Source organism: Notoacmeibacter ruber (genome assembly GCF_003668555.1).
GTDB lineage: Bacteria > Pseudomonadota > Alphaproteobacteria > Rhizobiales > Rhizobiaceae > Notoacmeibacter > Notoacmeibacter ruber.
Genome location: NZ_RCWN01000002.1, coordinates 138,427 through 154,122, shown reverse-complemented (window position 1 = coordinate 154,122; position 15,696 = coordinate 138,427). Strand labels below are relative to the sequence as shown.

Genomic DNA, 15,696 nt, shown 5'->3' with positions numbered 1-15,696 from the left:
GGGCGCGCAACATTTCTCGGCTGTCGTTCTCCGGCGTGATGGTCGACTGAAAGGCGTACCACTGCGCCGGCTTCTGCTCTGCGCAGATCACGAAGCCGCGGGCGCGCGCTTCGCACAAATTGGCCAATGTGCCGCGAAACTCATCGATCATGCCCGATGTGATGATGGTGACGGAGGGCATCTCGTAGAGCTGCCAGTTGGCCATCGCGCCGCAGGCCAGAGAATGCTCACTCGGCCCTCGCAGAACAGGAACGCCGCGCTCTTCCGCGAGTGTCTCGAAAGCCGAGATCAGGCTGGAGACAAGCGAGCCGGTGTAATATTGCAGCGTCCAGCGCCGGTCCGTCCGTTCATCGAGGAAGTTGCCGATCAGATCGGCCAGCGCGCTTGTCGGCTTTGCCCTGTCGCCGGCGCGGATGCGGCGGTTGACCAGGCTCAGCTCGTAGAAATCCATCCACAGACAGAGAAGCTGCGCGCGCAGTATGTCGGGATCGCTTGGCAGCACGCACCGGATGAAATTCATCGGGTGGACCTGATAGGGCAGGGGTTGCTGCGGCTGGAAAACGGCAGTCGATGACGGGGTTTCGAATGCGGTCACGTGGCGTTCGCGCAGCGCGGCGTAAAAATCACGCAAGTCCCGGTCGATCTCGGCAATCGACCGTTCCGCATGATAGGGGCCGGAATAGTCGACATAGGCCATGCCGACATGGTGGACGTCACGGTTCCGTTGCACCGAAGCTAGCCTGTCGACCGCGTTAGGAAGGCTCGGAGCCTGCACGACGTGCAGCGAAATCCGGTCCTCTCCGCCCTTGATAAAGCGCATCGCCCGGTCGCGGGCCTTCAGATAGTGCGGACCGGGCGGCGGCATGGCAGGCAGCGGCACGTCCCAGTCGCTATCGATGGTGACTTCGTCGAACAGGGCATTCTGCAAATCGCAAATCACCGACGCGCCCGCCTGAAAAAAGTCGGCGTTGCGCGTAACGACGATAATGCTGACGCAGACATCCATATTCCGGGCTCCAGACAGGCAGGAAAGCGTTTCAGGCCGTGGCGGCGGCGGGTTCGGCCTCTTCAGGCATGGCGGCGGGCGCTTCGGTTCCCTGGCAGGATTCGAAGCTGACGGTTCCGCTGTCGCCATCGATTGTGACGATGTCGCCGGTGCGGATGCGGGCCGTCGCGATGCGTGTGTTCACCACCGCCGGGATGCCGAATTCGCGCGCCACAATCGAGCTGTGGGACAGGGCGGAGCCGATGTCGGTCACCACGCCCGCAGCCAGTGTGAAGAGCGGCGTCCAGGAGGCATCGGTAAAGCGGGCGACAAGGATTTCGCCCTTCCGAAACTTCATCGCCTGCTTGGGCAGGTCGGTGATGACGCGTGCGGGACCGACCACGATGCCGGGGCTTGCGCCGAGGCCCTGAACCTGACCGTCATTGTCCATGGCGGGCACGGCCGAGGCGGGTTTCGGCACATAACCTCCGATAAGGCTCATCGGCGGCTCTTCGCTACGCAGATTGATGAGGTTCTCGCGGCGGTTTTTGAAGATCAGTTCGCGACTGAACGCTTCCTGCTCATCCATGCGGCCCGCCATGTAGTCGCGGAAACGGTTGAAATCGATGTAGGGGAAGTCGGAGACTTTCAGCACGCCGCGGCGTTCCAGCCGTTCCAGCATTTCCATGATGATGCGGCGGTAGAACCATGTCTCGGCGATAAAGGCGGGGCGGACGCGTTCTCGCAGATCGGCCATTTTGGCGTAGGACCGAATGATGAATTTCAGCCCGAACCGTTCCTTGGATGGAAGGCTTGCGAGCAGGCGTTCGGTTTCGCTGCCGCGTTCCGCCTCGCTGTCGGCCATCTTCTTTTCCAACTCGACCTCGTTCACCAGATAGAGCCGGATCACGTCGAAGATGTAGCGCGGGTCATCGGCCCAGCGGGGAATCGTCAGTTCGAATTCCTGACGACCGCGCGCGCCGAATTCCTTCAGGAAAGCGGCGAAGTCGGTATCGAGGAAAGCGCGACCGTCCTCGCTCTGTTGCAGTGTCTCGACGATTTCGTGGGTCGGGGTCGCTTTTATTATTCTCGCCAGCGCAGGCTTCTGGCGAACCGTCTCAGCCAGGTTCAATATTCCGCGCGTGACCTCGATTGTCCGCAGATTGTTGAGCGATGCCTTGATGCGGTTCTGCAGGCCGTTGCCCTTGCCTTCGAAAAGCGTCTCGCATTTTTCGGCCAGCGCGTCGTAAAGCGCGAAGCTCTGCAGGAAGAATGGCATATAAGCGGCGCAGGCATCGCGGAAGGCGGTGTCGATCCGCTCCAGTTCGCTGTTCAGCTCCTCGCGGGTCATGGACGAAAGGTCCAGCCCGAGTGCGTGCTCGGTGCGGCGACGGCGCTGTTGTTCCATCTTTTTGGCTGTCCGCTCGGCCGTCGTCAGATTATAGACCTGACGACCGGTCCAGTAGGTCGCGCTCAACCCGTAATCGATCCCCTTGGGCGGCGTGCCGTAAGGATTGCGATAGGTGTCGAGGTCGACCTCGTCGGTCGCATAACGCGTTGTGAATTTGAGCGGATCGCGCGTCGGCGGACACTGCGTGAGCATATGCGCCGAGGCCGAGATGTTGAGATAGACGTGGCCGCGCACATAGCCCATGAAAGTGTGCGGCGCCATCATCTTGCGCAGGCCCATCGTCTTGACCGCGGGACCGTGAATTTCGTTCTGGTAGAACCGGCAGAAGGAGAGGCCCAGCGGCGACATCAGACCGGTGACGATCTCGCCGGTATCCATCCGCGAGAAGAGCGCGTTGTCGCGCCGCACCGGATCGGTCTCTTCGGTATCGGCATAGACCTTAACCGTCTCCGCTCTGGCGGTGGTGATTGGGCGGGCTTGCAGAATCCACATCTCGCCGCGATGCATCGCCCACTCGATATCCAGTTCCTGACCCTGATAGGACTCGCTGGCCGACAAGCGCTTTGCCATTTCAGCCAGTTCGTGGACCTGCGCGGCGGTCAGTGTGGGCGCATCGATCTTGTCTTCATCGGTTTCCACCAGTGCGATACCGCCATCGGGCTGGCACAGTGTGGACATCGCCTTGCCCCGGATCACCTTGGACGCAAGGCTCAGATCGTCGCGGCGGACGATGAAGCTGTCGGTGCTGACCTGGCTGGACACCAGCCCTTCGCCGACGCCCCATGCCGCTTCGATGCGCATGCACTCATCGTTTTCGCCCATCGGATCGATGGTGAAAAGAACGCCCGCCACGTCGGCATCGACCATGCGCTGCACCGCCACCGCGATGGCCGGCTTCGCGCAGCTTTCCTCTCGCTGCGTTGCGTAGCTGAGCGCGTGATTGGCAAAGAGCGAGGCCCAGCATTCCCTGACGGCGGCGATGATCGCCTCGGTCCCGCGCAGGTTCAGACGGGTCAGAAACTGGCCAGCATAGGAACTCTGGTCGGAATCCTCTGCTGCGGCGGAAGAACGGACCGCGACCGGCGCATCGCCCAGTTCGTCGCAGATCGCGCGCAATTGCTGTTCCAGATCCGCCGGCATGACGCCTCCGGCAATCGCATTGGCAAGATTATCGAGGCCGGGTTTGTCCAGCCCGTTCTTCTCAAGAAAGTGCGCGAAGGCCTCGGTCGTGATGCAGAACGCTTCCGGGACGGGCATACCCTCGGCCACCATCTGGTTGAGCGACATCGCCTTGCCGCCCAGAATTTCGCGTCCGCCCTGGGCATTGCCATCGAGTTTCGTAACGAACATTCGTCTTCTCCTTGAGGCTTCAGCCTGCTTGGCGGGTGAGGTTCGACGTGGCCACCGGAATGGCCTGCGTGAGTTGGGCGGCGGCGCGATGGCCGCTTTCGATCGCCGCTTCCAGGCAACCGACGCCGATACTGTCCTGATTGGCGAAGGCGATTGCTCCAAACGGCGCGCTTGCGCGGACGAAGAGATCATCCGCAATCTGGCCTGGTCGCGGCGAAACGAGACCGTGCGGCCACAGATGAAGCCGTACGTCATCCAGCACAGACGGATCGGCGCCGATGGCCATCAGCGTTCGGCGTATTTCCGCTTCCGCCTCGGCGCGCAGGGTCGTTTCGTCCGTATTTGTCAGCTTGCCTTGATCGGCGCGCTGGGGAACGGGCTTCAGGCAGGATAGCCCGCCGGCTTCTTTGGTGCCGGGCAGGGCGCGCCAGCCCGCATTGACCACGCCGCCAGCGCGGCAAAAGCCCGTTTTGGCCCGCTTGCCGGGTTTGTCGCCGATGAAGTAGCCGCCGAAATTTTCGGTCCAGACGGGCCGCTTAAGCCGCGCATTTGCAATGGCGTAGTCAGAATATTCTATTTCGGCCATCGCTTCGCGCTGGGCGGTGGGCAGGTCGGGAAGGAAGGCCAGCGCCGCTTCCTTGGGTGTCGCCACGATGACGCCGTCACAATTCAGGGTTCGGGTCCGGTTGCCGCTCTGGAACGCCACACGGTAGCCACGGTCCGTCGCGCGGATGCCTCTGACACGCGCTTCGGTCGAGAGGGTGACGTCCGGCTGGCTCTCAAGATGGTCGACGAGCGCTTTTGACACCGCGCCGTTGCCGCCGGGCAGTGCGACCAGATCGCCGTGAAGATAGCCGACCAGAAAATGCAGACCCACATAGGCTGAACAGTTGTCGAGCAGCAGTCCCTCGACCTCCAGTGTCGTGGTCACTGCAAGCCTGACGAGACGACCGAGACGGCGCGGCGGGCGGAGGTCTTCCGGCAGTTGCCGGGTGGTGGATGGCTCGAAGAGGAACTGGCCGATGGTCATCCGATCGAGCGCTTCCATCTCGGCGCGGGCAATGCCGCAATCGGGCGTCCATGGCACAGCCGGGAAGCGATCCTTATTGGGACCGAGACGGTCGAGAAAGCGATAGAGCTCGGTGAAAATCGGCTCGCCCAGCGCCTTTGCAGCGGGGACGAGAGGGCGGCCGGTCAGCGCTGCCGTCAGCAATCCGCCGGTCAGGCCCCAGACCTTCGGCTTCAGCAGCCATGACGGATGACGCAGAAAAGCCGCGCTCACTTCGTGCAGATTGCCCAGAAGGGCGCCGGTCCGGAACAAGACCTGCATGGCGGAGCCGGTCGAGCGCCAATCCGTTGCCAGATTGAACCGTTCGAGCAAACGCTCGACATGGCCGCCGGGCAGCGGCGAGCGGAAACAGGATCCGGCTGTCGGCTGCCTGATATCGCGCCACGTCTCGTACCAGGCGTTCCCGCCGGGTTCGTCCGATGCTTCGAGAATATCGATCCTTGCGCCGCGATCGTGCAGGTCGAGCGCTGCGCTGAGGCCGGCAAGACCCGCGCCGACCACGATGATGCGAGGCCGGTCCCCAGCATTTTGGCATGGGTCTTCGATGCGGATCGAATCTGGATCGGCTAGCATTTTTGTGCACTCCCCAAACCGTGGCGGCGTTGGAAGGCGCGTTGCAGCACGAGCAGATCGACCGCGATGAAGGGCAGGTCGATGGCGATGATGGCCGGCTGGAACCGGAACAGTAGCGTCATGAAGAGGGAAAACATGACCAGTTGGCCAAGCGCCGCCGGCACCACGAACCGGTTGAAAAGGAAGGCGAGACCGGAGGCGGCCAGAGCGATTGCGACGAGCCAGACCGCCGCCGTCAGATTGTCGGCGATGAGATTGCTGAGCGGCGCGAGAGCGGTGCCTTCATTCGCCTCCGCCATCTGGCGGAGCGTCTCGGCGACGTCCTCGATTCGCGGAAAGGCCTTGGCGATACCGGCAGCGAGACACAGCGCGCCGGATGCGAGCCGGGCATAGTCCACCCAATCATATCGACGACCGGTTGCCATCGCGTCATCCCACCCCTGAACTCCCGCAATTCGCAGCGTGAAACCGATGCGAATTCGCGGCGTCAAACTCGGCGCGGAGACTATGGAAAACTCGGCTCGCTCCTACTGCCGAAATCGGTAGGTTTCCTGCAAGTTGATGATTAGAAATAGGAAATTCTTTCCTCTAGGCGATTTTCCCCGGGGAGTGCCTCGCCAGAGGCGGTCAATAACCAATTTCGGCAGTTGCTGATGGTGGGGACCAATGTTGAGGGTCGGTTACGCGCGCGAATTACCCAAGGGAATGCGCCGCGACCGCTCAATTCGATCTGCAAATGCCCATGCAGAAAAGGACCCCGAAATGCGAACGCTCATCATCGACGCCTACAATCTGGGGCGCAATCACGGATACTGGTTGGATCATCTGCGCCTGCGCCGCGAGATATTCGTCGACCGTCTCGGCTGGGAACTGCCATGCACGGATGAACTGGAATTCGACTGTTTCGACACGCCCGCCGCGCATTACGTGCTGACCATCGATGACGACGACCGGGTCTGTGCGGTGTCACGGCTTCTGCCGACCACCGTCCGGTACATGATCGAGGAGCTGTGGCCGGACTGGCCTTACGATGGTTGCCCGCACAGCATGAAGGTGTGGGAGGCCAGTCGGTTCGGGTGTTCCGCTCACCTGACCCATGCCCAGCGGCAGGAAGCCATCCGGGTGCTGTTCCGTGAAATCTACACTTTCGGCCAGGATCACGGCATTGAGAGTTATATGATGGTGATGCCGAAATTCATCTTCGAGCGCCTGATCCGCCCGAACGGCTATTGCGTCGAATATATCGGCGACAGTCGTAAGATCGACGGTGTTCTGACTTGTCTCGGCAAGGTGTCCATCAAAGCTGACAGAGCTGCCGATCCCGAATTGCTGCTGCCGGAGATGCGGCAATACGATACCCCGGCGCGAACGGCGTAATGGCCGCAAGACCTTCGTCTGAGGAGGGGGCCTTACAGCGGAATGATCCCGTTGCGCATGGCCTTGACGATGGCGAAGGTCCGGCTACTGGCGGAAAGCTTTCGCATGGCGCTTTTCAGATGAAAATCGACGGTATTGCTGCTGATTTCGAGGATCGCCGAGATGTCGTTGGACGTCTTGCCGAGAGCGCACCAGCTGAGGCACTCGACCTCTCGCTGCGTGAGGTCGAAACATCCGCTCTCGATGGCAGCGGGGGAGGGGCCGATCGTGGAAAGCGCCTGTACAGAATTGGCCGCCTCCTTGATGACCATATTGTTCAGCGTTCGCTCGCCGGATGACGCCAGTGAAACGATCATCAAACTGCCATCGAGATTGTGGATGCTCATGCAGATGCCGGAACGCAATCCGAAATCTCTGGCGCAATTGAGAACCGAGCGATGGTCCTTGCTGAAACCGGAGGCCAGTTCGAGCTTTTCCCAGGACACTGGATAGGAGACCATTCGCCCGAAATACATCACGGGATCGAAATTATGCAATTGATTTGATATATAGTGTTTTAGCCATTCATTCGGATAGTTGGTCGTATGAGCAATTGGCAGGGAATTACACAGCCCGAAATCGTTGGCATTGATCGAACACACCGCATAATAGTCGAAATCGAGTTTCAGTAGAACGCTTTCGACAATTGTCTGCAGCGATTCGACATATTCCGCGGTCGTGACATTTGCCAACTTCGGTATCCCCCCAGCAGCGGCTTGTTTCCTGATTGTATTATATCACGCCGATGCTCCCAAATGGCATCTGCGCCTCACCCAACTCTATTCCGGTGACAGCAAAATGACGAAGCAATGTATGATTTCTGCTGGCTTTACATCATGTCTAAAAGATTAACAAAGCGATAGCGAGAATCGTTTCGATACTGAACCGCCCCGGCATTGCCGGAGGCCGGTTGATGTGAGTTACGCCGCCATGGTCTGCTCGTCAGAGAGGCTTAGTCGCGTTGCTCGGCTTCGGCTGTCGGGATTGTTGTCGGTCGGCTCGAGAAGCCGTGTGTTGTTGAACCCCTCGACCCATTCGAGTGCGGCAACTCCACAGCCTCGAAGTGAGATGCCGTCGTCTTCCGGGCTTTATCGTGACTTGCGTCCGCAGGCGGCAGATGCTCGGCACGTTAGCTCCCGGCGTGCCGAATAATCGCGGGCCGGAATCCGGCTAGTAAGTTTTGGGCTGGTAGCTCCCAAGGTCGCGCATAGAATGGCCGCCTCGAACATCCCTATGCGACGCATCTGCCAGATGGGCAGTTCCCATTTTCTCACCAGGAAATGCCGATGTGAACCGACCCCTTTTCGACCGGACACTTAGGTATATGCCTGAGCACTTGCTTTTGTCCGAGATCGAGATCATGACCGATGGGGTCGTTGGCACCGCTAAAGGCTAGCCTCAATATCGCCCAAGAAGCCATTGGTATCGGACGGCGACCAGCCCAGGCTGTCCTGTGTAAACGTGCTTGATGCGGGCACGTCCATCGTCGCGATACGGGCGAGCCAGCCGAAATGGCTCTCAGCCTCATCTGCCGATAGCGCAGTAACAGGAACGCTCAAACGGTCGCCAATGGCTTCTGCAATTGCCCGCACCGGCACGCCTTCTTCGCAGACGGCATGATAGCGTTGACCCGCGATACCCTCGTCAAGAACAGACCGATAGAGGCGCGCCGCATCGAGGCGGTGGACCGCTGGCCAACGGCTGGCTCCATCCTCGACATAGGCCGAAACGCTTTTTTCGCGTGCATGATCGAGCAGATAAGTCGCGAAGCCCTGCTTCGCCCGATCGTGGACCTGGGACATCCTGATGACCATCGCGGCAACGCCGCGTTCGATCAGTGCCATAGCCGTCTGTTCCGAGCGGCGGGGCATGCCGCCGCCATCGGCGGGCGGCACGTCGTCCTCGGTCGCGACCTGACCGAAAAGCGGCGGCAAACCCGAAGTGACCACAAAACGCTTGCCCGACCCCGCCAATTCGTCGCCGATCGCGTCGATGGCGCGTTGGTCGGTCTCGCAAGCCGCCGCCATGTTCGCGAAATCGTGTTCGAACGCGGCATGGATCACCGCATCGCAAAGGCGCGCCCCTTCGCGCAGGCTGTCGGCGTCGGTCAGGTCGCCGCGATGCGCCTCGGCGCCCGCTGAGGCCAAGGTCTCAGCCGCCGCATCTGAACGAGCGAGGCCGAGGACTTCGTGCCCCGCGCCGATCAGCTCGGGCACGATGGCGGACCCGACGAAACCGGTCGCACCTGTCAGAAAAACGCGCATCGGATATCCCTTTCTGGATTGAAAACGTCTATGGCGCTTTGGATCGTCACCATGGAACGGTTCCGTCCTCGTCGGAGAAGGTGCCGGTCGGACCGTCTTCGCCGATCAGCGCAAGGCGCACCGGTTCGCGTGCGCCTTCCTCCACGCTGCGCGTGCCGTTGTGGTTGTTGAGGGCGGTGTCGGTGAAGCCGGGGCAGGCCGCGTTGACCTTGATGTTGGTATCTTCGAGCGTAAGCGCGAAGGACAGCATGACGGCGTGCGCCGCCGCCTTGGAGACCGAATAATTGCCGTACATGCGGCGATGCTCGTTCGCCGGATTGGAATTGAGGGTCAGCGAGCCGCCCGAGCTGCCGGTGACGACGATGCGGCCCGCCGGCGCCTCGCGCAGTAGCGGCAGCATCGCCTGGGTGACGGCGATGACGCCGAATACGTTGGTCTCGAACACGGTGCGCACCTCGTCTATCGAGGCGTCGGTCAGAAGGTTGGTCTTGACCGCTTCCTCGAAGGGCTGGGTCGGATCGGCGCGCGAGATACCGGCATTGTTCATCAGGATGTCGAGGCGGCCGAACTCCTCGCGGATGCGCGTGGCCGCCGCCTGGATCGAGCCCTGGTCAGTCACGTCGATCTGGATTGCGTGCGCGTTACCATCGATTTCGCTCACTGCGGCATCGCCCTTTGCAAGATCTCGGGCACCGACCAGCACCGTCAGCCCTTTGGCGGCAAGCTCCTTCGCGATCTGCAAACCGATCCCCTTGTTCGCCCCGGTTACGAGAGCGACGCGTTTGTCCACCATTTTTCGATATCCTTTCATCTCTGGCCAACTCCCGTTCATTGATATATGCCGTAAACGGAATGGCCTTCCGCTTCATATACGGAACATTGTTCCGGATAGCAAGTGAGTGATGATGACAGCGACGAAGAAAAACACGATTGCCGGCGCCCAAGGCTCATCGGAGCGCCCTTTGCGTGCAGATGCTCGCCGGAACGTCGACACGGTGGTGCAGTCGGCTCGGAAAGTGTTCGCCGAGTCCGGGGTCGACGCGCCGATGCGGGAGATCGCAACAGAGGCCGGCGTCGGTGTCGGTACGATCTATCGCCATTTTCCCCAGCGCGCGGACCTTATCGCCGCCGTGTTCCGGCACGAGGTGGATGCCTGCGCCGCCGCCGCCGCTCAATTGTTGGGACAATACGCGCCCGGCGAAGCGCTCGATCGGTGGATGCAACGCTATGTCGATTTCATCGTCGCCAAGCGGGGACTTGCCTCCTCGCTATATTCGGGCGCAGCGGCCTATGAGGGGCTGCCGACCTATTTCGACAAGCATCTCGAACCCGCCTTGCAGGCGCTTATCGATGCTGCGGCCGCGTCGAAGGAGATTCGCGCGGATGTTTCGCCCAACGAACTGCTGCGCGCGGTCGCCAATCTATGTCGACCAGCCGGTGACGACGATCCGGCGCAAGCTCGTCTGTTAGTGGCCTTGCTCGTCGACGGGCTGCGTTATCGCGGGACGAAATGAAAGCGCCTTGTCGCAGGTTCCGCAGACATGGGAAGCCATCATGGAAGAGAGCTGTAGAAGATAGAGGAATCCAGAACGCTGATACCGAAATCGTACCGGTCTCGGAAATCTTCCGTTTGCAAAAAATGGAGGCGGTTAAACAGAACGAAAAGCGATTTCTGCGCTGATCCGACCTAATATACTCATCGGCAATGAATACTCGCGCTTGCTGCAGTGCCTCTTTCAACTGAGTTCAGGATCGCCCTCTGTGTATCGAATGCGCATGGATGCATCCGTTCAGCATGAACACCGCCGGTTCTGGAAGCCTGAAGTGCTTGAATTGGAAACTCATCTGCGTGATGCCCGGGCGTCTCAACACCGAGAACTGATCGCGTCTGAAAACCGCTTCGTTGCAAGTTCCAAGCGGGTCAGGGCTGAACCCACGGTCACGCAGTCCGCGCCATGGGCCATAGCTTCGGCACATTGTTCGGGGCTGGTGTATCGTCCTTCGGCAATCAGGAAGCAGTTCTCGTCGCGCAGATTTTCGAGCAGCTGCAGGTCAGGCTCGCTCGGTTCCCGGTCCTGCGTGTAGCCTGACAGGGTCGAGCCGACGATCGCCGCCCCGGCCGCGATAGCGGATTTTGCCTCTGCCACGGTGGATATGTCCGCCATGACGACGAGGCCAGCCTCCGCCGTCCTGGCTGCAAGCGCGGAAAACGTGTGAGGACGCGGCCGATCGGTGCCATCGATTGCAATGATGTCGGCGCCCGCCCGGATCAGCCCGTCAACGTCCTCGGGTATCGGCGTTATGCGCACGGCGGTTTCTTCCATGTCTCGCTTGACGAGGCCGATGATCGGCACGCCCGGGAGCGCGGTCCGGACCTGCCTGACACGTTCGATCCCTTCGATGCGCAGTCCGGCAGCTCCGCCTTCGATCGCGGCGCGCGCCATGGCCACGACGATCTCGTCGCGATCCATCGGTCCGTCTGGGATGGGCTGTACCGAAACGACGAGTGCGTGATGCAGCCGCTGGAGGGTCGGGGGAAAAAGCGTCATTACGGGCCTTCTATTCGAGGATGGGTGGTTCCGCCGATGCGTCAAATCCGACCTCTACGTGGATTCACCATCAGCCTCCGAAGGCTGAATATAAATATGACAATAAATTTTGACAAGAAAAATTCTTGATGATAATTACTTGTCATTCTCGAGTGCTGAACGGGTCTTAAAGAAGGAAATTATGGCATGGTGAACGGTAAATTCGGCAAGCGCCTGCTAAGGTCGGGCGCGGCGGCGGCGATGTTTTCCATCGCGATGCAGGCCCACGCCCAGGACGTGACCAATGTTCGAATGGTTCTGTGGCCCGGACCCGAGGGCGACGCCATGCAGAAGGTGGTGGATACTTATAATAAAGGGCAGGGCACCGAAGACGGGATCAATGTCGAAATGGTCCTGCTCAGCCGAGACGACACCTTCGCCAAGGAAGCGACCGAAATCGCCACTGGATCGTCGAATGTCGATATCTATTTCACCGCGACTTACAATGTCGGCTTCTTCGCCAGGGGGCTTCAATCCATCGACGATATCGGCCTCGACACGTCGCTGTACTTTCCGACTGCGATCGATGGCCTGACCATCGACGGCGCGCTCTACGGGCTGCCGTTGGATGTATCGAACCACTTCCTCTATTATCGTTCGGACCTGATGGAGGAGTTGCTCGGAAGCGAGGAGCAGATTGCAGAGTTTCGCGATATCTCCGAAAAGGTCCTGGGCGAAGCGCGCGACCCCAAGGCGCCCGAAGAATGGGATACTGACGACTATCTCGCCGCCGCAGCATATTTCTCGCGCGCCGAAAATGAAGATTCTCCTACGCGCTACGGCACTGTGCTGCAGGCGAAGACATCGCCGTTCAACATCACACTTTGGGACGACCTGCTCTGGGGCCTTGGCGGCAGCTGGACTGCCGAAGACGGTTCGGCAAATCTCCACTCCCCCGAAGCCGAACGGTCGATGGAGATATTCCGGACCATCTACGAGGAACGCTACACGTCCCCGGATTCGGCGCAGTGGGAATATGGCGAGACCAATGCCGCACTCCAGGCGGGAAGCGCCGCCTTCGCCCTGCAGTGGTCCGCGGCCTATGCGGAGCTTACCGATCCCGAGCGATCTCCCGAAGTCTATGACAAGATCGCTGTTGCGCCGATGCCCGGCGATCCCCACAGCACCCACGTCCACACGCTGGCGATCTCCCTGAACAAGGAATCGCAAAACAAGGAAGCGGCTAAGACCTGGATGGCCTACCTCGCCACGCCCGAGGCGATGGACGCCTACGCCAAAGCCGGAGGCATTCCTTCGCAGCCAGCCGTGCTCAAGGATAATACCGACATCAACCCGGCCTTCGACGCGATCGCAGCCCATGTCCAGCAATACGGTTATTCGATTCCGATCTTCCCGGGCACATTCGAGGCCATGACCGCGCTGACGGAAGAACTCAGCGGCGGCTGGGTCGGCGTTACGGATATCGATGCCGCTCTCGAGCAGGCCAATTCGCGCCTCGAAGCGCTGCTGGAGCGCTGATCAGGTCTTCGCCGGGAGGCATTGCATGACATCGACCACAACGGGGGCGCTTGCGCGCTGGGTGTTGAGCGCCCCCCTCCTGATCTTCCTCGCGGTCTTTGCGGTTTTTCCGCTCATCCTCGGATCGTGGATCAGTGCCACCGATCGCTCCATTCTTTCGACGACCATCGATTTCGTGGGACTGTCCAACTACTTCCAGACACTCTCCGACCCAAAATTCTGGAGCGCGGTGCGCTTCACGGCGCTATTCACGCTGATCACCACGATCGCGACGCTGGTCTTCGGCTTCCTCCTTGCCCTGCTGGTAAACCGAAAGTTTCCCGGCAAGACGGTGCTGCTGACCGTCCTTATCCTACCGATCATGGTGGCGCCGGCGCTGATGGGCATCATGTTCCGTCTTGTACTCAATGCCGATATCGGCCTCGTTCCCGCGGTGCTGAACCGCTTCGGGCTCGACCTCTATCTCTTTTCCCCGCATTTCGTCGTCAACCTGCTGGTCGTCCTTGAGGTATTGCAGTGGACGCCGTTCACCTTCCTGATCCTTTATGCGGGGCTGCAGGCCCTGCCGCAGGACGTGTTCGAGGCGGCGGCGATTGACGGCTCGTCGGCCTGGCGGACAACGTTCCAGATCACCGTTCCTCTGATGGTGCCGGCCTTCTTCGTTGCCGGATTCCTGCGCGCGGTCGACGCGCTCAGGACGTTCGACGTCATCTTCGTGCTGACCGGCGGCGGGCCGGGAACGCTGACCAGCACGCTCAGCATCTACATCTACAAGAAGGCCTTCATCGAGGGCAGCTTCGGCCTCGCCTCAGCGGCAGCGATGCTGGTCCTGCTGATGGTCGTGCCTCTGATCCCGCTTGTCATTCGACGGGTTACAACTCAGGTCGGAGACGTCCAATGACAGGCCCCCGCATATCGCCACTTTTGATAACCCTGGCCGTTGCCATCGTCGCGATAATCGTCAACCTTCCGCTCATCGGCGCGCTTTTGACGAGCTTCAAGACGGACGGGGCAATCGTGAATCAGCCGCTCGGCCTACCCTTGCCGATGACGCTGGAGCACTACGAAAACGTTCTCTACCGAGCCGGTTACGACTTTCCGCTGTTCTTCCGCAATAGCGCGGCCATCGCGTTCGGAACCGTCGTCCTCGTCACGCTGATCTCCGTTCCTGCCGCCTACGCCATCGTCCGCCTCAAGCTCGGCGGGCAGTGGCTGCTCAATGCCGTGGCCGCGATGCGGCTCTTGCCGGCGATGTTTTTCGTGCTGCCGTTTTTCGTGATGCTCTCGACAGCGGGGCTGCTCGATTCCATCTGGGCGATGATCATCGTCGATACGTTCCTCAACCTGCCGATTGCGATGGTGATCCTGGCTCGCGGAGTGGCCGACGTGCCGATCGAGATAGAGGAGGCGGCGAAGATCGACGGGGCTTCGGCCTACCGGATCCTCACTTCCGTGATCCTGCCCCTGCTGGCGCCTTCGATCGCAGCCGCAGCTTTGATCACCTTTCTCTTCACCTGGAACGACTACATCTTCGCGATCATCGTCACCACCTCGGAGGCGCGCACCGTCACCGTTGGTGTGTCGCAGTTCGTCACCAGCTACGGCATCCTCTGGGGTGATGTTTCAGCCGGCGTGATGCTCTCGGTCGTCATCCCGATCATGTTCGCTGTTTTCGGCCAACGCTACCTTGTCAGCGGTCTCGCGTCGGGCTCCGTCAAGGGATGAATTCAACACAGCCGCGAAGAGTAAGACCATCATGAGTAGCACCGTCCTGATCACTGGCGGCGGCACGGGCATCGGTGCTGCTATTACCCGGGAATTCGCCAGAAACGGCTGGAACTGCATGATCACGGGCAGGCGGGCCGAGCCACTCGAAGCGCTGGTAGCGGAGCTGAATCCGGGCAATGGACAGGTTGCGTTTTATGCCGGCGACAGCACCGACGCCGCAGACCGGCAGGCTTGCTACGAAGCATGTGTGACCCGGTTTGGGGCACCACACGCCCTGGTCAACAATGCCGGGGTGAGCGCAACCGAGACCTTGCTGGACTACACCGTCGAGGATTGGCGCCGCGTGATGCAGACCAATGTCGAGGCGGGGTTCTTCCTTGCCCAACTGGCTATTCCCGCGATGCGCGAGCGCGGTGGTGGCGCGATTATCAATATTGCGTCTGTCTATGGATCGCTCGGGATCAATAACGACTTTTACGAAGGCAAGCTGCCTTGGGACGATGCCGAACACCGAGGTCCGACGCGCGAATTCGCTTATGCGGCCTCGAAGGGGGCGGTGCTGCAGATCACCCGAGACCTTGCAACCGCCATAGGCAAGTGGAACATCACCGTGAACGCTGTGACTCCGGGCATGATCAAGGTGCCGGCGAACCCGCTCGGCGCGAATATCGAGGCGAAGCTCGCCAAGGCGACGCCGCTGCAACGGATGGGCCAGCCCGAGGATATTGCGCCGATGGTCCACTTTCTGGCGACGCCGGGCGCCTCCTTCATCACCGGTGCGGAATTCAAGGTGGATGGAGGCTGGTCCATCTGGTAGCTGGCGGCGGATGCTC

The 15,696-nt window shown here is 60.6% G+C and carries 14 protein-coding genes; 6 read left to right on the top strand and 8 right to left on the bottom strand.

Annotated elements, in window-relative coordinates; all coding sequences use genetic code 11:
- The 4 genes from D8780_RS15260 to D8780_RS15245 all read right to left on the bottom strand — a co-directional run.
- Positions 1–1,006 (bottom strand): hypothetical protein (locus tag D8780_RS15260; RefSeq protein ID WP_199699664.1); only part of this gene is annotated, 1,006 nt, incomplete at its 3' end.
- 31 nt (positions 1,007–1,037) lie between these two features.
- Positions 1,038–3,746: a prodigiosin ligase PigC gene (gene pigC, locus D8780_RS15255; RefSeq protein ID WP_121646729.1), complete on the bottom strand. Its 2,709-nt coding sequence runs from the start codon at positions 3,744–3,746 to the stop codon at positions 1,038–1,040.
- 19 nt (positions 3,747–3,765) lie between these two features.
- Entirely contained in the window at positions 3,766–5,388 is a 1,623-nt protein-coding gene (locus tag D8780_RS15250) for a protoporphyrinogen/coproporphyrinogen oxidase (protein ID WP_121646728.1), read from the bottom strand.
- Positions 5,382–5,813 (bottom strand): DUF6041 domain-containing protein, encoded by a 432-nt coding sequence (locus tag D8780_RS15245; RefSeq protein ID WP_121646727.1) that lies wholly within the window; start codon positions 5,811–5,813, stop codon positions 5,382–5,384. Before D8780_RS15245 ends, D8780_RS15250 begins: the two co-directional genes overlap by 7 nt.
- A gap of 337 nt (positions 5,814–6,150) precedes the next feature.
- On the opposite strand from D8780_RS15245, the gene D8780_RS15240 reads away from it, so the two are divergent.
- The gene (locus D8780_RS15240; protein ID WP_158598530.1) at positions 6,151–6,765 is read left to right on the top strand and encodes an acyl-homoserine-lactone synthase; all 615 of its coding nucleotides are present in this window, start codon (positions 6,151–6,153) and stop codon (positions 6,763–6,765) included.
- 32 nt (positions 6,766–6,797) lie between these two features.
- Here D8780_RS15240 and D8780_RS15235 read toward each other — a convergent pair whose 3' ends face one another.
- The 3 genes from D8780_RS15235 to D8780_RS15225 form a co-directional block, all read right to left on the bottom strand.
- A complete protein-coding gene (locus tag D8780_RS15235; RefSeq protein WP_121646725.1) occupies positions 6,798–7,496 on the bottom strand; it encodes a helix-turn-helix transcriptional regulator in 699 nt (232 codons plus the stop codon).
- Positions 7,497–8,189: 693 nt separating this feature from the next.
- Positions 8,190–9,068 (bottom strand): SDR family oxidoreductase, encoded by an 879-nt coding sequence (locus tag D8780_RS15230; RefSeq protein ID WP_121646724.1) that lies wholly within the window; start codon positions 9,066–9,068, stop codon positions 8,190–8,192.
- A gap of 46 nt (positions 9,069–9,114) precedes the next feature.
- Entirely contained in the window at positions 9,115–9,861 is a 747-nt protein-coding gene (locus tag D8780_RS15225; RefSeq protein ID WP_121646723.1) for an SDR family oxidoreductase, read from the bottom strand.
- Positions 9,862–9,970: 109 nt separating this feature from the next.
- On the opposite strand from D8780_RS15225, the gene D8780_RS15220 reads away from it, so the two are divergent.
- Positions 9,971–10,582, top strand: coding sequence for a TetR/AcrR family transcriptional regulator (locus D8780_RS15220; protein ID WP_199699663.1), 612 nt, complete (start codon positions 9,971–9,973; stop codon positions 10,580–10,582).
- A 351-nt stretch (positions 10,583–10,933) separates the two neighbouring features.
- On the opposite strand, the gene D8780_RS15215 is transcribed toward D8780_RS15220, so the two are convergent.
- Complete coding sequence (locus tag D8780_RS15215; protein ID WP_121646722.1) at positions 10,934–11,617, bottom strand: N-acetylmannosamine-6-phosphate 2-epimerase; 684 nt, start codon at positions 11,615–11,617, stop codon at positions 10,934–10,936.
- A 186-nt stretch (positions 11,618–11,803) separates the two neighbouring features.
- On the opposite strand from D8780_RS15215, the gene D8780_RS15210 reads away from it, so the two are divergent.
- The 4 genes from D8780_RS15210 to D8780_RS15195 are packed head-to-tail and all read left to right on the top strand — an operon-like array spanning position 11,804 to position 15,680.
- A complete protein-coding gene (locus tag D8780_RS15210; protein WP_121646721.1) occupies positions 11,804–13,135 on the top strand; it encodes an ABC transporter substrate-binding protein in 1,332 nt (443 codons plus the stop codon).
- A gap of 25 nt (positions 13,136–13,160) precedes the next feature.
- Entirely contained in the window at positions 13,161–14,036 is an 876-nt protein-coding gene (locus D8780_RS15205; protein WP_158598529.1) for a carbohydrate ABC transporter permease, read from the top strand.
- The gene (locus D8780_RS15200) at positions 14,033–14,860 is read left to right on the top strand and encodes a carbohydrate ABC transporter permease (protein ID WP_121646719.1); all 828 of its coding nucleotides are present in this window, start codon (positions 14,033–14,035) and stop codon (positions 14,858–14,860) included. The genes D8780_RS15205 and D8780_RS15200 overlap by 4 nt, the downstream gene beginning before the upstream one ends.
- A gap of 31 nt (positions 14,861–14,891) precedes the next feature.
- On the top strand, positions 14,892–15,680 hold the full coding sequence (locus D8780_RS15195; RefSeq protein ID WP_121646718.1) for an SDR family NAD(P)-dependent oxidoreductase: 789 nt from the start codon (positions 14,892–14,894) through the stop codon (positions 15,678–15,680).
- Positions 15,681–15,696: the final 16 nt, after the last annotated feature.